Origin of the sequence: Mycolicibacterium wolinskyi str. Jessa 2025, assembly GCF_049241375.1 — a bacterium.
Lineage (GTDB): Bacteria > Actinomycetota > Actinomycetes > Mycobacteriales > Mycobacteriaceae > Mycobacterium > Mycobacterium wolinskyi.
This window is the reverse complement of record NZ_CP185960.1, coordinates 1,316,737-1,337,705: the sequence shown is the minus strand read 5'-3', so window position 1 is coordinate 1,337,705 and position 20,969 is coordinate 1,316,737. Positions and strand designations below refer to the sequence as shown.

General features: G+C 66.7%; 19 protein-coding genes. 10 read left to right on the top strand and 9 right to left on the bottom strand.

What is annotated here, in order from left to right; translation table 11 throughout:
• Positions 1 to 23: 23 nt before the first annotated feature.
• From purH to sfnG, 5 genes are all read right to left on the bottom strand, one after another.
• Positions 24 to 1,586 (bottom strand): bifunctional phosphoribosylaminoimidazolecarboxamide formyltransferase/IMP cyclohydrolase, encoded by a 1,563-nt coding sequence (purH, locus tag ACOI2T_RS06765; RefSeq protein WP_085144181.1) that lies wholly within the window; start codon positions 1,584 to 1,586, stop codon positions 24 to 26.
• Positions 1,587 to 1,596: 10 nt separating this feature from the next.
• Positions 1,597 to 2,229: a phosphoribosylglycinamide formyltransferase gene (purN, locus tag ACOI2T_RS06760; RefSeq protein ID WP_409505027.1), complete on the bottom strand. Its 633-nt coding sequence runs from the start codon at positions 2,227 to 2,229 to the stop codon at positions 1,597 to 1,599.
• A 10-nt stretch (positions 2,230 to 2,239) separates the two neighbouring features.
• The gene (locus tag ACOI2T_RS06755; RefSeq protein WP_409505028.1) at positions 2,240 to 3,670 is read right to left on the bottom strand and encodes a cell division protein PerM; all 1,431 of its coding nucleotides are present in this window, start codon (positions 3,668 to 3,670) and stop codon (positions 2,240 to 2,242) included.
• A 60-nt stretch (positions 3,671 to 3,730) separates the two neighbouring features.
• Positions 3,731 to 4,546, bottom strand: coding sequence for a DUF5336 domain-containing protein (locus ACOI2T_RS06750; protein ID WP_409505029.1), 816 nt, complete (start codon positions 4,544 to 4,546; stop codon positions 3,731 to 3,733).
• Positions 4,547 to 4,693: 147 nt separating this feature from the next.
• On the bottom strand, positions 4,694 to 5,824 hold the full coding sequence (gene sfnG / locus ACOI2T_RS06745; RefSeq protein WP_409505030.1) for a dimethylsulfone monooxygenase SfnG: 1,131 nt from the start codon (positions 5,822 to 5,824) through the stop codon (positions 4,694 to 4,696).
• A 130-nt stretch (positions 5,825 to 5,954) separates the two neighbouring features.
• On the opposite strand from sfnG, the gene ACOI2T_RS06740 reads away from it, so the two are divergent.
• Positions 5,955 to 6,803, top strand: coding sequence for an LLM class F420-dependent oxidoreductase (locus ACOI2T_RS06740; RefSeq protein WP_085144186.1), 849 nt, complete (start codon positions 5,955 to 5,957; stop codon positions 6,801 to 6,803).
• Here the strand turns inward: ACOI2T_RS06740 and ACOI2T_RS06735 are convergent, their stop codons facing one another.
• Entirely contained in the window at positions 6,804 to 7,559 is a 756-nt protein-coding gene (locus tag ACOI2T_RS06735; protein ID WP_409505031.1) for a sensor domain-containing protein, read from the bottom strand.
• A 219-nt stretch (positions 7,560 to 7,778) separates the two neighbouring features.
• Complete coding sequence (locus ACOI2T_RS06730; protein WP_421876113.1) at positions 7,779 to 9,305, bottom strand: acetyl-CoA acetyltransferase; 1,527 nt, start codon at positions 9,303 to 9,305, stop codon at positions 7,779 to 7,781.
• A 138-nt stretch (positions 9,306 to 9,443) separates the two neighbouring features.
• On the opposite strand from ACOI2T_RS06730, the gene ACOI2T_RS06725 reads away from it, so the two are divergent.
• Both ACOI2T_RS06725 and ACOI2T_RS06720 read left to right on the top strand, forming a co-directional pair.
• A complete protein-coding gene (locus ACOI2T_RS06725) occupies positions 9,444 to 10,070 on the top strand; it encodes a TetR/AcrR family transcriptional regulator (protein WP_458127392.1) in 627 nt (208 codons plus the stop codon).
• An 80-nt stretch (positions 10,071 to 10,150) separates the two neighbouring features.
• Entirely contained in the window at positions 10,151 to 12,022 is a 1,872-nt protein-coding gene (locus ACOI2T_RS06720) for a S9 family peptidase (RefSeq protein WP_409505033.1), read from the top strand.
• Positions 12,023 to 12,095: 73 nt separating this feature from the next.
• Here the strand turns inward: ACOI2T_RS06720 and sucD are convergent, their stop codons facing one another.
• Positions 12,096 to 12,998, bottom strand: a complete 903-nt coding sequence (gene sucD, locus ACOI2T_RS06715; protein ID WP_085144190.1) for a succinate--CoA ligase subunit alpha — start codon at positions 12,996 to 12,998, stop codon at positions 12,096 to 12,098.
• 14 nt (positions 12,999 to 13,012) lie between these two features.
• Positions 13,013 to 14,176 (bottom strand): ADP-forming succinate--CoA ligase subunit beta, encoded by a 1,164-nt coding sequence (gene sucC, locus ACOI2T_RS06710; RefSeq protein WP_409505034.1) that lies wholly within the window; start codon positions 14,174 to 14,176, stop codon positions 13,013 to 13,015.
• Positions 14,177 to 14,457: 281 nt separating this feature from the next.
• Here sucC and ACOI2T_RS06705 point away from each other — a divergent pair, with 281 nt between their 5' ends.
• The 7 genes from ACOI2T_RS06705 to ACOI2T_RS06675 all read left to right on the top strand — a co-directional run bounded on the left by ACOI2T_RS06705 (position 14,458) and on the right by ACOI2T_RS06675 (position 20,926).
• A complete protein-coding gene (locus ACOI2T_RS06705) occupies positions 14,458 to 15,540 on the top strand; it encodes a M23 family metallopeptidase (RefSeq protein ID WP_409505035.1) in 1,083 nt (360 codons plus the stop codon).
• A complete protein-coding gene (locus ACOI2T_RS06700) occupies positions 15,541 to 16,275 on the top strand; it encodes a hypothetical protein (protein WP_409505036.1) in 735 nt (244 codons plus the stop codon). It begins immediately after the preceding gene.
• Between the two features lie 135 nt (positions 16,276 to 16,410).
• Positions 16,411 to 17,370, top strand: coding sequence for an ABC transporter substrate-binding protein (locus ACOI2T_RS06695; protein WP_409505037.1), 960 nt, complete (start codon positions 16,411 to 16,413; stop codon positions 17,368 to 17,370).
• Positions 17,367 to 18,221: an ABC transporter permease gene (locus ACOI2T_RS06690; RefSeq protein ID WP_409505038.1), complete on the top strand. Its 855-nt coding sequence runs from the start codon at positions 17,367 to 17,369 to the stop codon at positions 18,219 to 18,221. The genes ACOI2T_RS06695 and ACOI2T_RS06690 overlap by 4 nt, the downstream gene beginning before the upstream one ends.
• The gene (locus ACOI2T_RS06685) at positions 18,218 to 18,955 is read left to right on the top strand and encodes an ABC transporter ATP-binding protein (RefSeq protein ID WP_409505039.1); all 738 of its coding nucleotides are present in this window, start codon (positions 18,218 to 18,220) and stop codon (positions 18,953 to 18,955) included. The genes ACOI2T_RS06690 and ACOI2T_RS06685 overlap by 4 nt, the downstream gene beginning before the upstream one ends.
• Positions 18,939 to 20,522, top strand: a complete 1,584-nt coding sequence (locus tag ACOI2T_RS06680; protein WP_409505040.1) for an FAD-dependent oxidoreductase — start codon at positions 18,939 to 18,941, stop codon at positions 20,520 to 20,522. Before ACOI2T_RS06685 ends, ACOI2T_RS06680 begins: the two co-directional genes overlap by 17 nt.
• Complete coding sequence (locus ACOI2T_RS06675) at positions 20,519 to 20,926, top strand: 4Fe-4S binding protein (RefSeq protein ID WP_409505041.1); 408 nt, start codon at positions 20,519 to 20,521, stop codon at positions 20,924 to 20,926. Before ACOI2T_RS06680 ends, ACOI2T_RS06675 begins: the two co-directional genes overlap by 4 nt.
• Positions 20,927 to 20,969: the final 43 nt, after the last annotated feature.

Genomic DNA, 20,969 nt, shown 5'->3' with positions numbered 1-20,969 from the left:
GCCTTCCTGCGACGAGTCGCATGCTAGTGCGCGAAATGTCTTGCGCCGGTGAGGTACAGGGTGATGCCGGCCTTCGCGGCGGCTTCGGTCACCACGTCGTCGCGCATCGAACCGCCGGGATGGACGATGGCCTTGACGCCCGCCTCGGTGAGGACTTCGAGCCCGTCGGGGAAGGGGAAGAACGCGTCTGAGGCCGCCACGGCGCCCTGCACGCGGTCAGCGGCGCGCTGTACGGCGAGTCGCGCTGCATCGACGCGGTTCACCTGGCCCATGCCGACTCCCACGGTCGCGCCGTCCTTGGCAACGACGATCGCGTTCGATTTTACTGCGCGGCAGGCACGCCAGGCGAAAGCCAGATCGGACAGCGTCTGCTCGTCGGCGGGCTGCCCCGTCGCCAGCGTCCAGTTGTTCGGATCGTCGCCGTCGGCGTCGAGGGCGTCCCGCTGCTGCAGCAGCACACCACCGCTGATCTGGCGCAGCTCGATACCGCCCACGAGCGGTTCGGACGCGACGAGGATGCGGATGTTCTTCTTGCGGGACAGCACTTCGACCGCACCGGGTTCGTAAGCGGGCGCGATGATCACCTCGGTGAAGATGTCGGCGATGGTCTCGGCCATCTCGACACTGACTTGGGTGTTCGAGGCGATGACGCCGCCGAACGCACTGAGCGGATCGCATTCGTGCGCTTTGCGATGCGCGTCGGCCACCGACTTCGATGAGATCGCGATGCCGCACGGGTTGGCGTGCTTGATGATCGCCACACAGATCTGCTCGTGGTCGAACGCTGCCCGCCACGCCGCGTCGGCATCGGTGTAGTTGTTGTAGGACATCTCTTTTCCGTGCAGCTGCTCGGCCTGGGCCAGGCCCGGCCAGGCGGAGTCATCGCGATACACGGCCGCCTGCTGATGCGGGTTCTCGCCGTAGCGCAGCACCGCGCTGCGATGCCAGGTGCCGCCGAACCACTGCGGCAGCTTCTGGGCGTGCTCTTCGGGAGCGAGCGTGGACCCCATCCAGGTCGCAACGGCCACGTCGTACTCCGCGGTGTGACGGAACGCCAACGAAGCCAAGATCTTTCGCTCCGCGAGGGTGAAGCCGCCGGCACGCACCGCGGCGAGCACACCGTCATAGCCGATCGGGTCGACGACCACCGCCACACTGGGGTGGTTCTTGGCCGCGGCACGGACCATCGACGGGCCGCCGATGTCGATCTGTTCGACGCATTCGTCGACCGACGCTCCCGATTCCACGGTCTCGCTGAACGGGTAGAGGTTCACCACAACGAGTTCGAACGCCTCGACGTCGAGTTCCTTGAGCGCGGCGAGGTGTTCGGGCTTGCGGGTGTCGGCGAGCAGCCCGGCGTGCACGCGGGGGTGCAAGGTCTTCACCCGCCCGTCGAGCACCTCGGGGAAGCCCGTCACGTCTTCGACCGGGGTGACCGGAACACCGGTGCCGGCAATCGTTTTCGCGGTCGACCCGGTGGAGACGATCGTGACGCCCGCCTCGTGCAGGCCGCGTGCCAGATCGGCAAGGCCGGTCTTGTCGTACACACTGATCAGCGCCCGCCGGATCGGTTTCTTGTCGCTCATCGCAGTCTCCTCAGCATCCGAAGGTCGCCTTTCGTCCAGTCCAGGTCACGCCGCGGGTCGCCAGCGCGGCCAGCACGTCCACCAGGAGCCGTCGTTCGACGACCTTGATGCGTTCGTGCAAAGTCTCTTCGGTGTCGTCGTCGGCCACCTCGACAACCTGTTGCGCCAGAATCGGGCCGGTGTCCATCCCGGCGTCGACCAGATGCACGGTGCACCCGGTCACGCGCACGCCGTAGGCCAGCGCCTCCGGCACGGCGTGCGCCCCGGGGAAGGATGGCAGCAGTGCCGGATGCGTGTTGACCACCCGGCCCGGGAAGGCGCTCAGGAACTGCGGGCCGAGAATTTTCATGAAGCCGGCCGAGACCACCAGGTCCGGTTGATGTTCGGCCGTTGCGGCCGTGATCGCAGCGTCCCAGGCAGCCCGGTCGGGGTGATCGCCGAGGCGCACGGTGTAAGACGCCACGCCGGCGTCGGCCGCGATGTCGAGTGCCGCGCACTTACGGTCGGTGCCGACGGCGACGACCCGTCCCGGATAGTCGTCGACGGCCGCGGCCAGTAGCGACGCGAGCAACGATCCGGTGCCCGAAGCCAGCACTACCAGCCGTGCCGGTGCACTCGGGGGCACACGTAGCGGTTGCTGCACGCGCAGCAGCCTAGTCGGCCTTGTCGCGCGGCTTATCGCCGGACACGTCCTCGTCGGCGATCTCGTCCACGATGAAGTGATCTTCGGGGTCGTCATGCAGATCGACGACGGGCCCGGCGGGGTGCGCACCGGTGTCCTCGGAGTGCCACGACACGATCGGTTGGTCGGGCTCATCGGCGTCGAGGGGAACCTCCTCGACATCGACGAAGGCGTCCTCGTCCTCGGGCTCGGGCTCGCGCTCGACTTCAGGCTCCGGTTCGGGCTCGGGCTCTGGCTCGGGAGCCGGAGCAGCCGGAGCCACCACCGGTCGGCGGCGTCGCGCGAATCCGCCGGCCATCGACACCGTCAGCCCGCCGATCCCGACGAACCACAGGAACACCGCGGGCGCGAACGTCGCCTGGTCCACCCCGACGTCACCGAAATTGCCGAGGCGTCCGCCGCCGGCATAGCCGAGCAGCGCCATCGCCGCGGCCGCAAGCGCAGCGGCGACGACCAGCTTGGCCAGCGCGGGCAGCACCGGGAGCGGCCGCCGGGCGCATTGCTGACCGACCGCGACGGCCGATGCCGCGCCGACGATCAGCAGCGCCACCCAGACCGGGCCGAGCGGCGGCGCAGGCACCGCGGCCAGCACGGGCACCGCCGGGATGTCGCCGCCGAACACCGTGAACGAGCTGAACGTCGCCAACCCCACGTGTGCACTGGACCCGACCGCGATGGCCGAGGTTCCCACGATCACGTTCGGTATGTAGAGCATCGACAGCACGGTCAGGCTGAACTGCCCGAACACCGTGTCGGTGATGGCATAGAGGTCGTGCATAGTGCCCCAATGCACGACCAACGACGCAGCCGTCACCACACCGGACAGCCCGAACAGCGCCAGCACGCCGGCAGCGGCCGCGCGAAATGCGTCGGGCAGCCAATTGGGCAGCGGCGACGCGGCCAGGGTGCGACGCCCAATCTTCGACGCCACCCCGATCACCGCGCCGATGGCGTGCACGGCCAACACGCCGCAGAACGCACGCAGTGCGTTCGGGGTTTGCAGTTCGGTGATCACCGACGCCGCGTCGTGGATCACCGCCAGCAGGATGGCCGCGATCAACAACGGCCCGCCGAGAGCGGAGGCCACGACCCAGCGAGTGACGAACCACGAGGAGTTGGGTGCGGTGGCCGCCGCGGTGGTGCGGGCGGTTCCCCACACCATCGCGAGCACCGGCAGCAACGGCATGACGCCGAGTTCGCGCCCGCCGATCGACACCGGCACCTGATGCACGCCCAACCACATGCTCGCGATCGCGCCGAACGCGCCCGTCATGTCGCTGTTGGCAATGAGCAACTGCAACAACACGACCGCGGCGATGATCACCAACGCCACGACGGACGGCCCGAACGCGACCCGAAGCAGCTCACGCGCCTGGCGTGCGCCGACTGGCCGGGATTCCACTAGCTGGGCCGCTCCTCGCATGTGATCGCGCGTGCGCAGGTCACGCACGCGCGGATCAGCTTACGACGACGACTGGCCAGATTGCTGTGAAGACGGCTGCTGTGCCTGCGGCTGCGCCGGAACCTGAGTGGTGGGCGCCGACGAGCCGGTCTGCTGCTGCGGCTGGCCGTAGGTCGGAAAGCCGGTGGGCGGGGTCGGCGGGCCGCTCTGCTGACCGCCCTGCGGGGCGCCCTGGGGGCTCTGCGACGGGAAACCGCTGCTGCCGGGGTAGCTGCCGTACTGCGACGGGTAGCCGGGGCGCTGCGGAGCGGACTGCCCGTAAGGCTGGCCGCCGCCGACCTGCGGCTGGCTCTGCTGACCGTAGTACTGCGAAGGTCCGCCGTACTGGCCGTACTGCGGCTGCTGCTCGTAGGCCGGCTTGGGCGCCGGCGGCGTGAGCACGCCCGAGTCGAACAGGAGCGCCGCGATTGCCGAGCCGGCCTGGATCAGCGTGAGCACCAGGATCGTGTAGAGGGCCCAGCCCGCTTCTCCCCCGGTCGCGACCAGATCGGAGATCGCGAGCAGCAGGGCAAAGGTGGCGATCACACTGACGACGGCCACGTAGTTCTTCTGCTTGGGCAGCAGGCTGACGCCGGCCAACAACCCGGCCAGCAACGACAGCAGGACCGGCAGGGCACCGAGCCCGGCCGCGGCTTCCAGCGCGAAGCTGACCAGGTAGGTGATCGGGCCCGCGGCGGCGACGACCGCCAGCAGGATTTCCGGCAGCTTGCTTTCACCGGGCGCTACGTCCGTCTTCGCGAACTGCTGTGTTGCGCCGTATTGAGAACCCGACTGCGGTGCGGGTGGGTATCCGGGGCTACTAGGCGGGTAGGTCATGACCTCTCCTGTGCTGATCGAGCGTCGCGTCGTGCATTCCACGCAGGCATGGATGCGGACCTGGTACGGACCACGTGAGCGATTCGAGCTTCCACGCTAGCGCACCCGCATGGGTGCAGGGCACACGCTCTGTATGTCAGACAGGTCTCAAGCAGATACCAGTACGGGCGCGTCGATCGAATCCTGTTCGGCCGCCTCGATTTCGCGGACGAGCGGCAGCACCTTGGCGCCGAAGTACTCTATTTCCTCTTGGAAATGCAGGAAGCCGCCGAGGATCAGGTCGACACCGCGTTTGCGGTACGCCGCAATACGTTCCGCGATCTGTTCGGGGGTGCCGATCAGCTGTGTGCGGAACCCATCGTTGTACTGCACCAGATCCTCGAAACTCGAATCAGCCCACATACCCTTCTTGTCCGCGGTGGAGTTGCCGGCCTGCTGCACCGCCGATCGGAAGCCCTCGACGGCAGGTTTGTTGGCCTTCGCGACGATTTCCCTCAAGGTCTCCTTCGCCTCGGCCTCGGAGTCACGCGCGATGATGAACCCGTTGAGCCCGAACTTCACTTCACGATTTGCGTCGCGGGCATGTTCGCGAACGTCGACCACCTGTTCGGTGAGACCGTCGAAATCCTTGCCGTTGGAGAAGTACCAATCCGCGTAATAGCCGCCATTGCGCCGCGCGGCGGTGGAATTGCCGCCCTGGAACAGCTCCGGGTTGGGCCGCTCCGGGGTGTTGAGGGGTTTCGGCTTCAGCGTGAAGTCGTGAATGCGATAGAAATCACCACGGAAGTCCACGTCGTCCTCGGTCCAGATCTTGCGCAACACCTGGAGGAACTCGGCGCTACGGCGGTACCGCTCGTCGTGTTCGAGCCACGGTTCGCCGAGATGGGTGAACTCGTCCTTGAACCAGCCGCTGACGACGTTGACCGCGAATCGTCCGCCGGACAGATGGTCGGCGGTCGCGCCCAACTTGGCCAGGACGGCGGGTTGCCACAGGCCGGGATGGACGGCCGCGATGACCTTGAGCTTCTGGGTCGCTAGCAGCAAGGCCAGGGAAAAGCTCGTGGATTCGTGCTGATACTCGGCGCCGTAGCTGGCCTCGTAGCGGACCTGGCTCAGCGCGTACTCGAAGCCGTTGTTCTCGGCGGTCTGCGCGAGCTTGGCGTTGTACTCGTAGTTCCAGTCGGTGCGCTGCTCGACGTCGCTCGTGACCAGGCCGCCGCTGACGTTGGGCACCCAGTAGGCGAACTTGACGTGGTCGGCGATGCGTTCGGTCGTCATGGACAGTGATCCCAGCAAACACCGCACCGGTCGTCGCGGGTATCGCTCGCGCTGAACTTTTCTCCGCACCGTCCGCGCAACGAGGCGCGGCGTCTTGCTACCCAGACTGAAACACGTTCTAATTCTGGTCATGGATTACGGGCTCGTTCTTTTCACCAGCGACCGCGGCATCACCCCGGCTTCGGCGGCGAAGCTGGCCGATGACCACGGTTTCACCACCTTCTACGTGCCCGAACACACCCACATCCCGATCAAACGCGAGGCCGCGCATCCCACCACCGGTGACGAGTCGCTGCCCGATGACCGCTATATGCGCACCCTCGATCCGTGGGTGTCGTTGGGCACGGCGTGTGCCGTGACGTCGCGCGTGCGGCTGTCGACGGCCGTCGCGCTGCCCGTCGAACACGATCCGATCACCCTGGCCAAGTCGATCGCGACGCTGGATCACCTGTCCGGCGGCCGGGTCAGCCTGGGCGTCGGATTCGGTTGGAACACCGATGAACTCGCCGACCACAAGGTTCCGCCCGGCCGCCGCCGCACGATGCTGCGCGAGTACCTGGAGGCGATGCGGGCGCTGTGGACCGAGGAAGAGGCCTCCTACGACGGCGAATTCGTGAACTTCGGACCGTCGTGGGCCTGGCCCAAGCCGGTCCAATCGCACATCCCCGTGTTGGTCGGTGCGGCCGGCACCGAGAAGAACTTCAAGTGGATCTCCCGCTCCGCCGACGGCTGGATCACCACGCCGCGTGACTTCGACATCGACGAACCGGTGAAGCTGCTGCAGGACACGTGGGCGGCGGCCGGGCGCGACGGCGCCCCGCAGATCGTGGCGCTGGACTTCAAGCCCGACGCCGAGAAGCTGGCCCATTGGCGCGAGATCGGCGTCACCGAGGTGCTCTTCGGACTACCCGACAAGTCGGAATCCGAGGTCGCCGCCTACGTCGAGCGGTTGGCGGGCAAGCTGGCTGCGCTGGTGTAGTCAGTCGCCGATGCGATCCAGGATCCCCTGGGCGATCGCGACCACAGCGCCGGCCGGCTTGGCGTCTTGAAGCTGCACTTCGACCAAGACGTTTCCGCGCGCTGCCACCGCTCTGTCGAGGTACAGCTCTTCGCCGTCCATCGCGTTCTGCAGCGTGGTCATGCCGTCGTGGTTCGACTCCGGGGTGCCCAACGTCCATGACTCGCGCGCGTCCGGCCCGGTGTAGGTGAACTTCTTCTCGGCGCAGCTTTTCCACAGCTCGATGTAGTCGCCCAATGCCGATTGCGCGGCGTTGGCACTCTCGAAAGTCGCCACCGATTGGTCGACGGCAGGCAAGCCCTTCTTGTTACTCGGCCCCGTTCTGGTCTGGAAGATCGCCTCGTAGCCGTTTTCGTCGTAGACGACGGACATGCCGCTGTACATCGCGCCCAGGCAATCCAGCGGGTCGTAGCTGCCGGGATCGTCGGCCGCGTCCGGATTCATCCACGACGCGACAGTCACCATCCCCGGCAACTTCACGATGTCCGAGATCTCGTCCGGACTCAGCAGGAGGCCTTCGAGATCGGAATCGTCGACAACCGGGCCCCCGGCCTGCACCGCGGCCGCCTGCCCGTCGACCGTCCGCGGCTGCACACCCCAAATGACCAGTGCCACAACGGCAACCAACGCCACCAGGGCGGCGGCGACGAGGCCGACGGTTCGTCCGGTGCTCGACTTCTTGGGCGGTTTCGGCACCGGGTACCAGACCTGGGTCATGGGGTCAGCCTACGGACCATCGGGTGCTGTCAGCGGGTCAACACGTGCTTTTGAGAGGTGTCAACGCGCATACCCGTCCGGGCAGCCCACCTCTTCAACGCACTGTGACGAACGTGCAGGCTTTCGTGCCCGCTGGGCGACGACGCCACAAGAGGTTGCACGTTCGTCACAGCGCGACCACATACCCGCCTGGGGCTCGGCCGCTGCGCGGGACATCGCTCAAGCGAGCGACGCGCGGTTGCCCTTGTCACCGGAGCGCACGACGATCGCCGCACCGAGCGGATCGCCGTCGGACAACAGGCCCACGAGATCCTCGTCCTTGGTCATTGCGAGGAACCGGCCGCCGTCGGAATCCAAGCGGCCGATGATGATCCCCGTGCGCACCGGCCAGTCGTAGCGCACGGTGTAGGTCTCGATCGTCGCAGCGCCGTCGGCGTTCTCGGTGATGGATACCGCGGGCAGCGCCGCGACGTGCCGTTGCAGCTCGGCGCTGTTATCGGGTGCCCAATCAGCGGGTTCGGTCGAATAGATGCCGACCGAGTACTTGCTCGCGATACCGCCGTTGGCGCCCACCAACGCGAATTGCCCTGGTTTGTCGCGCATTTCGTTGACGGCCTCGGCGATGCCGTGCATCGAGTAGTTGTTGCCCGGACCACCGAAGAACGGCAGCCCGCCGGTGAGCGTCAGACCGCGCGGATCGTCCGTGGCCAGACCGATTCCGTCGCAGATGTTGAACACCGGGAAGGGGAAGCAGCTGTAGAGATCGAAGGCCGCGACGTCGTCGAGTCCGATGCCGGCAACCCGCAGCGCCTCGTTCACCGCCGTCACCGCGACGGCGCTCGCGCCGATGTCCGCGCGCTCCAGCAGCTTCTGTTCTTTCATGTCGGCGTGCCCGCGCAGGTACACCCATTTCTCGTCGGGCACCCCGAGCCGGCGTGCGGTCCCTACCGACATCAGCAGCGTGGCAGCGCCCTGGTTGACCTGATCGCGGGCCACCATCAGGCGCGGATACGGGTCACAGATCATGCGGTTGCTGTCGGTGACGGTGGCCAACTCCTCGACCGAGCGCTCCACCGGCGCCGCCGAAAACGGGTTCTTGGAGGCAACTTTCGAGAACGGAGCGAACAGCTCGGCCATCGCTTGCCGGTAAGCGGCGACCGACAAGCCCAAGCGGGTCCGGCGGGCGTTCTCCAGCAAGCCGTACTGCACGGGTGCGCCGATCAATCCATGCTTGACCGTGTACTCGTCGAAGATGCCGTCGTAGCCGAAGCCGCGGTCTTCCAATTGACCGTCGATCGTCTCGGTGAAATCCGGCTTGTCGTCCCTCTTCGCGAAATATCGTTCCGTCGACACCGCGTCGGACCCGAACAACAGCACGACGTCGGAGTCTCCGGCCGCGATGGCCGCCGCGAACTCGGTGACCAGGTGCTGAGGGCCCTGACCGCCGATCACTTCGAGGATTGCCCTGGCCGGCTCGGCACCGACTCGGCGCGCCACCGAACGCGGGTAATTGTTGGAGGCACCCAACGGCGGCGGCGTCGGCCCGGAGATCTCGAACTGGCGAACGCCCGCGACGGTGTCGATGGCCCGTGCTACGGCGTCGATGTCGGCACCACAGTCATGGAGGGCGGCCTTGGCCGCCTCGGTGGCGAGTTCCACAGACGACATGCCGCGGTACCCCGGATCGTCGATGCGTTCGGTGAACTGCCCGACGCCGACGATGACGGGTGTGCGGGGATCGACCATGACAAACCTCCTGACACGTGTTAATTCGCCAGGCTAACGGATGGGTCTTTGACGGGCGAATTCGGTGCACACGGACCCGCTTGACGAGCCTGTCACTTAGTGACACTCTTGGAGTTGTCACTAAGTGACAGGGCGGAGGTGAGGGGTATCAGCGACAAGCAGGCCGAAGCACGGCTGGCCGTATCCCGACATGCCTGTGCCCTGTTCTGGGAACGCGGTGTCGCCGGCACGAGTGGTGACGACATCGCCGCTGCCGCAGGGCTTTCCACCCGCACCATCTGGCGCTACTTCCGGACGAAGGAAAGTTGCGTCGAGCCCCTGCTGGCCAAGTCGGCCGACCGATTCGTCGCGTCGGCGCGTCGGTGGCCCCACGAGCTCTCCCTGTCCGAACACCTTGCGGCAGACAGCATCGAACACCCGCTCACGCCGCAGGACATCGAGGACGAGATCAGCGCAATACGGCTCGCCACGATGACGTCGTCCGAACCCGCCCTGCGCACTTCGTATCTGATGGTTCACGACCGCATGGAGCAGGGACTCATCCCGGTGATCGCCGACCGGCTGGGTCTCGCGGAAGACGATCTCACCGTGCGCCTGTGCGCGGCGGCCGTTACGGGCGCGTTCCGCGTCGTCGACGAAGACGTCAGCAAGGCCGTCATCGTCGACGGAAAGAAGGTCAGCCAGTCCGAGGCCCTGGCGCTCATGGACAGGGCCATCCGGGAAGCCACCAACGGTCGATTGGGCGGCCCGGTCGAACCCCGATAGCACAACTGAAAACGCACACAGCGAGTCTCCCGTCGGGAGGCCCGGCGAACGAGCTTGCCTTCCAACCAGAAAGGACCACAATGGCCCTCCCCGAACTCATCACCGTCGAGGACTTCTTCAGCGCCCCAGAACGCGCGGCCGCCACCATCTCACCGGACGGCACCAAGCTCGCCTACCTCGCGCCGTGGCGCAACCGACTCAACGTCTGGGTCCAGGGCATCGACTCCGATGACGCGCCGCGGTGCGTGACCGCCGACGAGACCCGCAGCGTCTACATCTACCAGTGGACGCACGATTCGCGGTGGCTGATCTATATGCAGGACAGCGGCGGTGACGAGAACTGGCACGTCTACCGCGTCGACCCCGACAACCCGGATGCTTCGGCCGTCGATCTCACGCCGTTCCCCGGCGCCAGAGCACAATTCGACCTTCTCAAGGGCCGCCCCGGAAAGGCTGTCGTTCAGATCAACAACCGCAATCCCGAACTGCTCGACGCCTACGAACTCGACATCGCCACCGGCGAGCTCACGCTGCTCGCTGAGAATCCCGGCAACGTCGTCCAGTGGATCAGCGGGCCCAGCGGGGACCTGTTCACCAACACGCTCACCGCCGACGGCGATGTCGAGATATCGCAATGGGACTCGGCCACAAGCACACTGCGAACCATCAAGGTCTATGACGGAACCGACTACCCCCTCGGCATCAATCCCGTCACCGTCACGCCCGACGGCACCGGCATCTGGCTGGGATCCAACGAGGGCACCGACCTGACGCGGTTGGTCCGCCTCGACGTGGCGACCGGCGAAGAAACCGAGGTGGACAGCCACCCGACGCTCGACCTGGCCTGGACGCTCGGGCTTCCGGTCGCGCCGCTGATCCTGCGCCGACGAACCGGTGAGCTCCTCGGTGTCCGCTACTACGGGGAACGTCAGGTGATTCACGCGCTCGACCCGGATTTCGCTGCGGTACTGGAGAATCTGACCAAGCTCTCGGACGGCGACCTCACCGGCATGTCCTGTGACGACAGCGAGCAGTGCTGGGTCGTGAGCTTCAATCACGATCGCGATCCCGGGGCAACCTATTTCTACGACCACTCGACAGGCGAGAGCCGACTGCTGTTCCGGCCCTATCCGAAGCTCGATCCAGAGAAACTGGCACCGATGACCCCGGTGACCATCACCGCGCGCGACGGCTTGCTGTTGCATTCGTATCTGACGCTGCCGGTCGGTGTCGAACCAGTCGATCTGCCGATGGTTCTGCTGGTCCACGGCGGGCCTTGGGCCCGCGACAGCTGGAGCTTCCAGCCCGATGTCCAGATGCTGGCGAACCGTGGATATGCGGTGCTGCAGGTCAACTTTCGCGGATCGACCGGCTATGGCAAGGCGTTCACCAAGGCCGCCATCGGTGAATTCGCGGGCAAGATGCACGACGACCTGATCGACGCCGTCGATTGGGCCGTCAAACAGGGCTACGCCGATCGCGATCGCGTCGCGATCTTCGGTGGCTCCTACGGCGGATACTCCGCGCTCGTCGGCGTCACGTTCACACCCGACGTGTTCGCCGCGGCCATCGATTACGTCGGGATCTCCAGCCTCGCGAACTTCATGCGCACGCTGCCGAATGTCGGTCGGCGATTTCTCGCCACCAACTGGCATCTGTACGTCGGCGACCCGTCGGACCCCGAGCAAGAAGCCGACATGCTGGCGCGCTCCCCCATCACGCGCGTCGATCAGATCCGCACGCCGCTATTCGTGGTGCAGGGCGCCAACGACTCTCGCGTCGTCCAAGCCGAGTCGGACAACCTCGTCGAAGCACTCCGCAAGCGCGGCGTCGAAGTGGAATACATGGTCAAGGAGAACGAGGGACACGGATTCCTGAATCCCGACAACAACATTGACATGTACCACGCGGTCGAGCGATTCCTCGCCGAACACCTGGGCGGTCGCCTTTAACTGCCGAACAGACGCGTAGGTCCCCGAAATCGGGTGATTTCGGGGACCTTAACGTCTGCTCGCGCAGGGAAAGTTACAGCGACTCGAGGATCTCGCGAGCCAACTTGGCGGTCTCGGACGGGGTCTTGCCGACCTTCACGCCCGCGGCCTCCAGGGCCTCCTTCTTGGCGGCCGCGGTGCCCGACGAGCCCGACACGATGGCCCCGGCGTGGCCCATGGTCTTGCCCTCCGGCGCGGTGAAGCCCGCGACGTAGCCGACAACCGGCTTGGAGACGTTGGCCTTGATGTAGTCGGCTGCCCGCTCCTCGGCGTCGCCGCCGATCTCACCGATCATCACGATGACCTTGGTCTCGGGATCCTTCTCGAACGCCTCGATGGCGTCGATGTGGGTGGTGCCGATGACCGGGTCGCCGCCGATGCCGATGGCGGTCGAGAAGCCGAAATCGCGCAGCTCGTACATCATCTGGTAGGTCAGCGTGCCCGACTTCGACACCAGGCCGATCGGGCCCTTGCCGGTGATGTTGTTTGGCGTGATGCCGACCAGCGACTCGCCGGGCGTGATGATGCCCGGGCAGTTGGGGCCGATGATGCGGGTCTTCTGGCCCTTCTCCACGTTATAGGCCCACGCATAAGCGGTGTCCTGCACCGGGATTCCCTCGGTGATGACGACCAGCAGCGGGATCTCGGCGTCGATGGCCTCGATGATCGCGTCCTTCGAGAAGGCAGGCGGCACAAAGGCGATCGACACGTCGGCGCCGGTCTCCTTCATGGCCTCGGCGACCGACCCGAAGACCGGCAACTCGATGTCGTTGCCGTCCTTGTCTTTGTGCGACACCTTGGTGCCGGCCTTGCGCGCGTTGACACCGCCGACCACCTGGGTGCCGGCCTTGAGCATCAGCGCGGTGTGCTTGGTGCCCTCACCGCCGGTGATGCCCTGGACGATGACCTTGGAATCCTTATTCAGGAAGATAGACATTCTCGTTGGCTCCCTTACTTGTTCGCCAGCTCGGCGGCTTTGTCGGCACCGGAATCCATGGTCTCGGCCTGGATCACCAGCGGGTGGTTGGCCTCGGCCAGGATGCGGCGGCCCTCCTCGACGTTGTTGCCGTCCAGGCGCACCACCAGCGGCTTGTTGGCCTCGTCACCGAGGATCTGCAGCGCCTTGACGATGCCGTTGGCGACGGCGTCACACGCGGTGATGCCGCCGAACACGTTGACGAACACGCTCTTGACCTGAGTGTCGTTGAGGATGACGTCCAGGCCCGCGGCCATCACCTCGGCCGAGGCACCGCCACCGATGTCGAGGAAGTTGGCCGGCTTCACGCCGTTGTGCTTCTCGCCCGCGTAGGCGACGACGTCCAGCGTCGACATGACCAGACCGGCACCGTTACCGATGATGCCGACCTCGCCGTCGAGCTTGACGTAGTTGAGGTCGTTCTCCTTGGCCTTGAGCTCGAGCGGATCGGTCGCGTCCTTGTCCTCGAACTCGGCGTGGCCGGGCTGACGGAAGTCGGCGTTGGCGTCGAGGGTGACCTTGCCGTCGAGCGCAAGGATCTGATCGTCGGGGGTACGCACCAGCGGGTTGACCTCGACCAGGGTGGCGTCCTCCTTGACGAACACCTCCCACAGCTTCGCGATGGTCACCGCGGCGGCGTCGAGCACCTCGGCCGGCAGGTGGCCTTGCTCGGCAATCGAGCGAGCGAACGCCGGATCGACACCCTTGACCGCGTCGACGGGCACCTTGGCCAGCCGCTCGGGCTTGGTCGCGGCGACCTCTTCGATCTCCATGCCGCCCTCGACCGAGCACATCGCGAGGTAGGTGCGGTTCGCGCGATCGAGCAGGAACGAGATGTAGTACTCCTCGGCGATGTCGCTCGCCTCGGCCACCAGCAACTTTTTGACGACGTGGCCCTTGATGTCGAGGCCGAGGATGTTCCCGGCGTGCGTGAACGCGTCATCAGGGGTGGCTGCGTACTTGACACCGCCGGCCTTGCCACGGCCACCGGTCTTGACTTGTGCCTTCACCATCACCGGGCGGCCGATTTCCTCGGCGATCGCCTTGGCGTCCTCGGCGGAGTCGGTCACCCGGCCGGGCGTCGTGGGGACGTTGTGCTTGGCGAACAGCTCTTTCGCCTGGTATTCGAAGAGATCCATTTGCTTCCTAATTAGGCGGTGTCTGTCTGCTTGGCCTCGAACGCGCGTCGAAGCCGCCCGGTCCGGTACCTCTCTGACGGGCCCGGACGCACTTTATCCACCGAAGAGTGAGGCTTAGGCACCGCCTACGACTCATGTGGCAGATCTCACCGGGGTCGGTCGGTGATACAGATCACATTCCGGCGCGGAATAGTCGCATAAGTTGCCACCATCATTGGGATTTGGTTAACGTGCCTCTGGTCCAGATAACGTTCAGGTCACGTCGAGAAGGATCTTCCAGGTTGCCGCAGCATCGTTCTTCCGCGTCTCCCAAGGGAGTACCGACGAACGCACGGCACCGCACCATCCCTTCGCCCGACGAACTCGACGCTGCCGAAGTCACCGACATCATCCCGTTCAACGAGTTCGGCAAGCTCACTGATCTGGAGTTTCACTCCTCGAGCGCCTTCGATCGGGAATCGCGCGTCATCCACGCACCCGAGCTCGACGACTTGCACGACACCGACGATCTCGTCCCGGTCCGGCTCGCCGTGCCGTCGCAGTTCCGTCCCGATGCCGGCAAGGAGCGCAGCTCCGCCCACGCGTACCGCGACAGCCACACCGACGTCAGCGACGGCGTCGCCGCGACCGACATCATCGACATGGCCGGCCGCCGCGGCGCGCACCGCAAGGAGAGCACCGGCGCCGTCAAGAGCCGTCTGATGATCGCGGCCATGGCCGCCGGCGCCACCGCGGCGGGTGCGTACTCGTTCGGCAACGGCACCGAGGCCCAGGCCGCCGACGACACCGTGATGGCGAGCGGACAGACCCGGGTGAACGGCGCTGCCGTCACCGGTTCCGTCGACGGCATGCAGATCGTGTCCGTGGCCTCGAACACGGACTCGTCGGTGCACGCCGAGGAGATCACCAAGGCCGCCGCGTTCGCACAGGAGCGCGCCGAGCGCGAGGCCCGGCTCGCCCGCCCGCTGTTCGCGATGCCCACCAAGGGTGTGTGGACGTCCGGCTTTGGTTACCGCTGGGGCGTTCTGCACGGCGGCATCGACATCGCCAACTCGATCGGCACCCCGATCTACGCCGCCTCCGACGGCGTCGTGATCGACGTCGGCCCGACGGCCGGTTACGGCGCCTGGGTCAAGATCCGGCACTCGGACGGCACCGTCACGCTCTACGGCCACATCAACACGTGGCTCGTCAGTGTCGGCGAGCGCGTCATGGCCGGCGACCAGATCGCCACCATGGGCAACCGCGGTAATTCGACCGGCCCGCACCTGCACTTCGAGGTCATGCTCAACGGGTCGGACCGCATCGACCCGACGAGTTGGCTGGCCAAACGTGGTCTCAGCGTCGGCGGCTATGTTGGCTGAGTGAGCCATCCAGGTCCTTCCGACGCCGATTCTCCCGACCAGGACGACCACACCCGCATCCTCCGCCGCCAGCCCGAGGGATTCCCTTCCGGTCCGGTTTCGAAACCTTTGCCAAGTTCCGATGACCCGAAAACCAGCATCATCCGGCGTCATCCCACGGGCGCCATTCCCACCGCCGCCGACGCGGAGCCTCAGATGAGCCTGATCGGCGATCCCGCCGGCGGTGAGGCACAGACCGGTCTCATCGGTCCAACGGCCGTCAGCGACGCCCAGACGGGCCTTATCGGCCGCCCCGCCGACGACGCACGGACCGGCTACATCCCGCGTGCTCGGCCGATCGCGATCCCGCGGACGTCAGCGAACACCAATCCCCGGTCGGCCGTAGCGGCCTCGGTTGTCAGCATCCTCAGCGGGTGGGCGACCGGTGTCATCGCCACCGACCTCATCGCCGGCTGGTGGCGCACCGACGCATTGTTCTGTGTCGCGATCGGATTTCTCGCCGCGATCTCAGCCGCAGCAACCATCGGCGGGCTCATCGCCTTGTTGCTGCGCCGCAGGATGGGTCGGCTGCTGATCGTCGTCGGCGCGATCATCGGGCTGCTCATCTTCGGCAGCCTGTTCATCGCAGGTGCCAAGTTTCATCCGGTCGTCTACGCGATGCCGATCCTTCCGGCGGTCAGCATCGGCCTCACCTTGCTGCCCTCCACGGGCCGCTGGGCGGGGTCGCGGAACTAGCGTCGGCGTCGCTGCCCGCGTTCACAGCTTCCGGTCAGCCTGATCCAAACCGTCGACCCGAATTCGGGCGCAGGCGTCTACTGGGGCGGATTCGCGTGTGTTCACGCCATGACACCCCTCCGGAGGCCCGCTCCCATGTTCAGCCGCATGTTGCGCATCGTGTTCGTATTGGCAATGGCCGCAACGGCTGTCGCGTGCTCCGGCAATGACAGCGGTCCCGGTGGGTACACCCTGCGGATCGGGGCCACGTCGGTCACCGGAACCCCGGCGGGATCCCTGGGATGGGGCGATCGCGAAGGCATCCTCGCCGAACAGCTCAAGGCCGCGGGCGTCGACAAGATCGAGTACTCGTTCTTCCAGTCCGGCAGTGACGTGGTCTCGGCACTGTTCGCCGGCGCGATCGACGTGGCGGCGGTCGGCGACAACCCGGCGCTGCGCGCCCGCAGCAGGGACGCGAAAGTGGTTCTGCTGTCCCTTGATTCGATCAACGGCGACGCCTGGATCGTCGGCGCGAAGGGCGGGCCGACCGATATCCAGGGGCTGGTCGACAAATCCGTCACCGCGCCGCAAGGCACGATCCGCGACCGGGCCGCGCGCCAACTCATCGACACCGCGGGCTTGACGGGCAAGATCCAGGTGCGTGACGTGCCGACGCCCGAATCCATCGCCGGGCTGAGTTCCGGACAGATCGACGCGACCGTGGTCACAGGCGCCAGCGCAATAGAGCTGCAATCCAAGGGCTTTCCCGTCATCGACAGCCTGTCGCGGCACGGGTTCGGCAGCACCGGGACGAACATCACCCTGACATCATTCACCGATCAGCACCCCGAGTTCGCCGGCGCTTGGCAGCAAGCCGTCACCGCGGTCAACCGCGACATCAACGAGAACTTCGACGACTATCTCGCCTGGGTTGCCGAAACCGACGGCACCGAACTCGAATTCGTGCAGAAGTCGACCCGTGCCGAGGAGTTCAACACCGAGCCGTTCCCCGAGGTGGGGCTGAACCAGCTGGAGGCGGCCTACAACTTCCTCAACGCCGATGGCTCGTTCGACAACGAGTACTCCGTGCGCGAGTGGGCGGGAGCGAAATCGTGACCCTCGCCCCCGAAGTCACTACGGCGCCGAAGCCCGAACTGATCGAGGTCGTCTCCGGACGACACGGCCGAAAAGGGCTGTGGTCGCGCATTCCCCGGCCGGTCCGCCGGCTGCTGGGCCCCGTGCTGATCCTCGCGGCATGGACCGTCGGATCGGCCACCGCACTGCTCGACCCCGACCTGTTTCCGCCGCCGAGCGAGGTGGCGACCACCGCGTGGCGGCTGCTCGTCGACGGCCAACTCGCGACGCATGTCGGCGCATCGGCGACACGGGTGCTCACCGGGACCGTCCTGGGCATCGTGATCGGCGTGCTGCTCGCCGTCGTCGCGGGGCTCACTCGCACCGGCGAGGATCTGCTCGACTGGACCATGCAGATCCTCAAGGCCGTACCGAATTTCGCGCTCACACCGCTGCTCATCATCTGGATGGGCATCGGCGAGGGGCCCAAGATCGTGCTCATCACCACGGGCGTCGCCATCGCGATCTACATCAACACCTATTCCGGGATCCGCGGCGTCGACCGTCAACTGGTCGAGATGGCACAAACTCTGGAGGCTCCGCGGCGCACGCTGATCACGCAGGTGATCCTGCCCGGTGCGATGCCGAATTTCCTTGTCGGGCTGCGTCTCGGGCTGTCCAGCGCGTGGCTGAGCCTGATCTTCGCCGAGATGATCAACACCACCGAAGGCATCGGGTTCCTGATGTCGCGCGCCCAGACGAATCTGCAGTTCGACGTCTCTCTCCTGGTGATCGTCATCTACGCGGTCGCGGGCCTGCTCTCCTACACCCTCGTACGCGTTCTCGAACGGCTGTTGTTGTCCTGGCGCAACGGCTTTGACGGCGTCTCATGAGTTCGCCGGTCGTAAAGGTCAGCGGGCTTCACCGGGCATTTGGGGCCCAGCAGGTACTGCGCGATCTCGACTTGCACATCGACGACGGCGAGTTCGTCGCGATGCTGGGCCGCTCGGGGTCCGGCAAGAGCACGCTGCTGCGGGTGCTGGCCGGGCTCGACGATCAGGTCACCGGGTCGGTGGTGGTGCCGCGGTCACGAGCCGTCGTGTTCCAGAACCCTCGGCTGCTGCCATGGCGGCGCGCCCTGGCCAACGTCACGTTCGCACTCCCCGACGCCGGCCCCGATGCGCCCAGCCGTACGGACCGCGGCCGGGCCGCGTTGGACGAGGTGGGCCTGGCAGACAAGGTCAAGGCGTGGCCGCTGTCACTGTCCGGCGGTGAGGCCCAACGGGTTTCGTTGGCCCGGGCACTGGTCCGTGAACCCGACCTGCTGCTGCTCGACGAACCGTTCGGCGCGTTGGACGCACTCACACGGCTCAAGATGTACCGGTTGCTGCACGAGCTGTGGGCACGCCGGCACATGGCGGTACTGCACGTCACTCACGATGTCGATGAGGCCATCCTGCTTGCCGACCGTGTCGTGGTGCTCTCCGAAGGCCGCGTGTCGCTGGACCGGCAGGTCGAGTTGCCGTTCCCGCGTAGTCGTGGCGACGCGGGCTTCGACGAGCTGCGTCGCGCCCTGCTGGCCGAACTCGGGGTTCGCGAGGAGGTCGGCCATGACCGGAGTCGATGAGCACCGAGCCGATGTCCTGGTCGTCGGCGGCGGTCCGGCCGCGACGTGGGCCGCGATCTCGGCGGCGGAGTCCGGCAGCCGGGTCACCCTCGTAGACAAGGGTTATTGCGGTACGAGCGGGGCGACGGCGGCGGGCGGCAACAATCTGTGGCTCATTGCGCCAGGCCCGCGCCGCGAGGAGTCGATCCGCGAGCGCGAGCGGGCGGCCGGGCGCATCACCGACTCGGAGTGGATGTTTCGCGTCCTCGCCACGTCGTGGGACCGCGTCGAGCAGTTGGCCCAATGGGGATACCCGTTTCCGATCGGAGCTGACGGCCGGCCGATGCGCAGCAGCCTGCAAGGACCCGAATACATGCGTCGTATGCGGCGCAAGGCTCATCGCAGCGGGGTGCGCATCCTCGACCACCACCCCGCGCTCGAGTTGACCGCCGACGCCGACGGTGTCGTCAACGGCGCCATCGGCATCGCGCGACAGGACGGCGGACGGCCGTGGCGGATTCACGCCGGGGCCGTCGTGCTGGCAACCGGCGGTACGGCGTTTCTGTCCGGCACGTTCGGCACCAACGTCAACACCGGCGACGGCCTGCTGATGGCCGCCGAACACGGTGCCCAGCTGTCCGGCATGGAGTTCTGTTCGGCCTACGCACTCGCACCCGAATGGGGCACCCACACCAAGGGCCGCATGCTGCAGTGGGCCAGTTTCTACGACGAGGACGGCCAGCCGTTCCCGACGCAACTCGGGCTCGGCGGACGACAGGACGCCCAGTGGGCGCTGGCGCACGGCAAGCGGGTGTTCGCCCGGCTGGACCGCGCACCCGAACACATCCGCCAGACCATGCGCGACGCGCAGCCCAACTACTTCCTGCCGCTCGACAAGGCCGGCATCGACCCGTTCGTGACCGCCTACCCGATCCGCATGGTCTACGAAGGGTCCGTACGCGGCACCGGTGGGCTGCGCCTGACCGGGCCCGATTGCGCGACAACGGTTCCCGGCCTGTACGCGGCCGGCGACGCCGCGACGCGCGAGCTCATCACCGGCTCGCTGTCCGGCGGCGGAAGCCGCAACGGGTCATGGGCGATCGCGTCGGGCACCTTCGCCGGCCGCGGCGCGGCGGAGTTCAGTCGGGGTCGCACGGCCGGGCCGGTGGCCTCCGATGGGCCCAGCCGTCCGGCACGCCCGGGCGCCCCGGCCGTCGAGGAGGTGGTGCGAGCAGTCCAGGCGCACATCCTGCCGCCGTTGCGCAGCTATCTGAAATCGTCCGAGCGTCTTGCGGCGTCGGCGGCCGCCCTCGACAACGTGTGGCGCGACATCGCCGAGGGGTTCGCGCCGGTGGCGCCACGGGATTCGTACAAGCCGCGCCAGGCCGTCGCGCTCGTGGCGGCGGCCCGATGGATCACCGCGGCATCGCTGGCCCGCGCCGAGAGCCGTGGCTTGCACCGCCGCGAGGACATCACCGGAAGTGACGAGCGGTTCGATCACCGCATCCTGGTCGGCGGCCTGGATTCGGTGTGGACTGCCGACGATCCGGTTGCACCCCAACTGATCTCGTCGGAGGCGGTCGCGTGATCGAGATCGTCAGCTCGACTGCCTGCATCGCGTGCGACATTTGCGTCAAGGTCTGCCCTACCGACGTGTTCGACCGCGGCACCGACGGCATACCGGTGATCGCACGACAGTCGGACTGCCAGACCTGCTTCATGTGCGAGGCCTACTGCCCCACCGACGCCCTGTACGTCTCGCCGGTGTCGGTGCCAGTCGAGCCGGGCAGCCCGCACGCCTCCGAAGACGCCGTCAGCCGCGCCGGGCTGTTCGGTGGCTATCGGGAGTTGGTCGGCTGGGGCCGGGGCCGCACGCCGGGTTCCCGTCGCGACCAGAACCCGGTGCTGACGTCGGTCCCGCCGCTGCCCGAAGCACGTCTACCGGTGCCCGCCGCGGTCGTGAATTCTCCCTGGAACCATCCGACGAGGTAATCGCTCGGCACCGCTCGCCCGAAAGCACAACCGCTTCTGAAAT

Excerpts from the sequence above, each read along its gene's own strand:
- sfnG (WP_409505030.1), bottom strand. The coding sequence starts at position 5,824 with ATGACGACCGAACGCATCGCCGACCACGTCAAGTTCGCCTACTGGGTG.
- ACOI2T_RS06680 (WP_409505040.1), top strand. The coding sequence starts at position 18,939 with ATGACCGGAGTCGATGAGCACCGAGCCGATGTCCTGGTCGTCGGCGGC.
- sucC (WP_409505034.1), bottom strand. The coding sequence starts at position 14,176 with ATGGATCTCTTCGAATACCAGGCGAAAGAGCTGTTCGCCAAGCACAAC.
- ACOI2T_RS06720 (WP_409505033.1), top strand. The coding sequence starts at position 10,151 with ATGGCCCTCCCCGAACTCATCACCGTCGAGGACTTCTTCAGCGCCCCA.
- ACOI2T_RS06685 (WP_409505039.1), top strand. The coding sequence starts at position 18,218 with ATGAGTTCGCCGGTCGTAAAGGTCAGCGGGCTTCACCGGGCATTTGGG.
- sucD (WP_085144190.1), bottom strand. The coding sequence starts at position 12,998 with ATGTCTATCTTCCTGAATAAGGATTCCAAGGTCATCGTCCAGGGCATC.
- purH (WP_085144181.1), bottom strand. The coding sequence starts at position 1,586 with ATGAGCGACAAGAAACCGATCCGGCGGGCGCTGATCAGTGTGTACGAC.
- ACOI2T_RS06695 (WP_409505037.1), top strand. The coding sequence starts at position 16,411 with ATGTTCAGCCGCATGTTGCGCATCGTGTTCGTATTGGCAATGGCCGCA.
- ACOI2T_RS06750 (WP_409505029.1), bottom strand. The coding sequence starts at position 4,546 with ATGACCTACCCGCCTAGTAGCCCCGGATACCCACCCGCACCGCAGTCG.
- ACOI2T_RS06730 (WP_421876113.1), bottom strand. The coding sequence starts at position 9,305 with ATGGTCGATCCCCGCACACCCGTCATCGTCGGCGTCGGGCAGTTCACC.
- ACOI2T_RS06735 (WP_409505031.1), bottom strand. The coding sequence starts at position 7,559 with ATGACCCAGGTCTGGTACCCGGTGCCGAAACCGCCCAAGAAGTCGAGC.
- ACOI2T_RS06740 (WP_085144186.1), top strand. The coding sequence starts at position 5,955 with ATGGATTACGGGCTCGTTCTTTTCACCAGCGACCGCGGCATCACCCCG.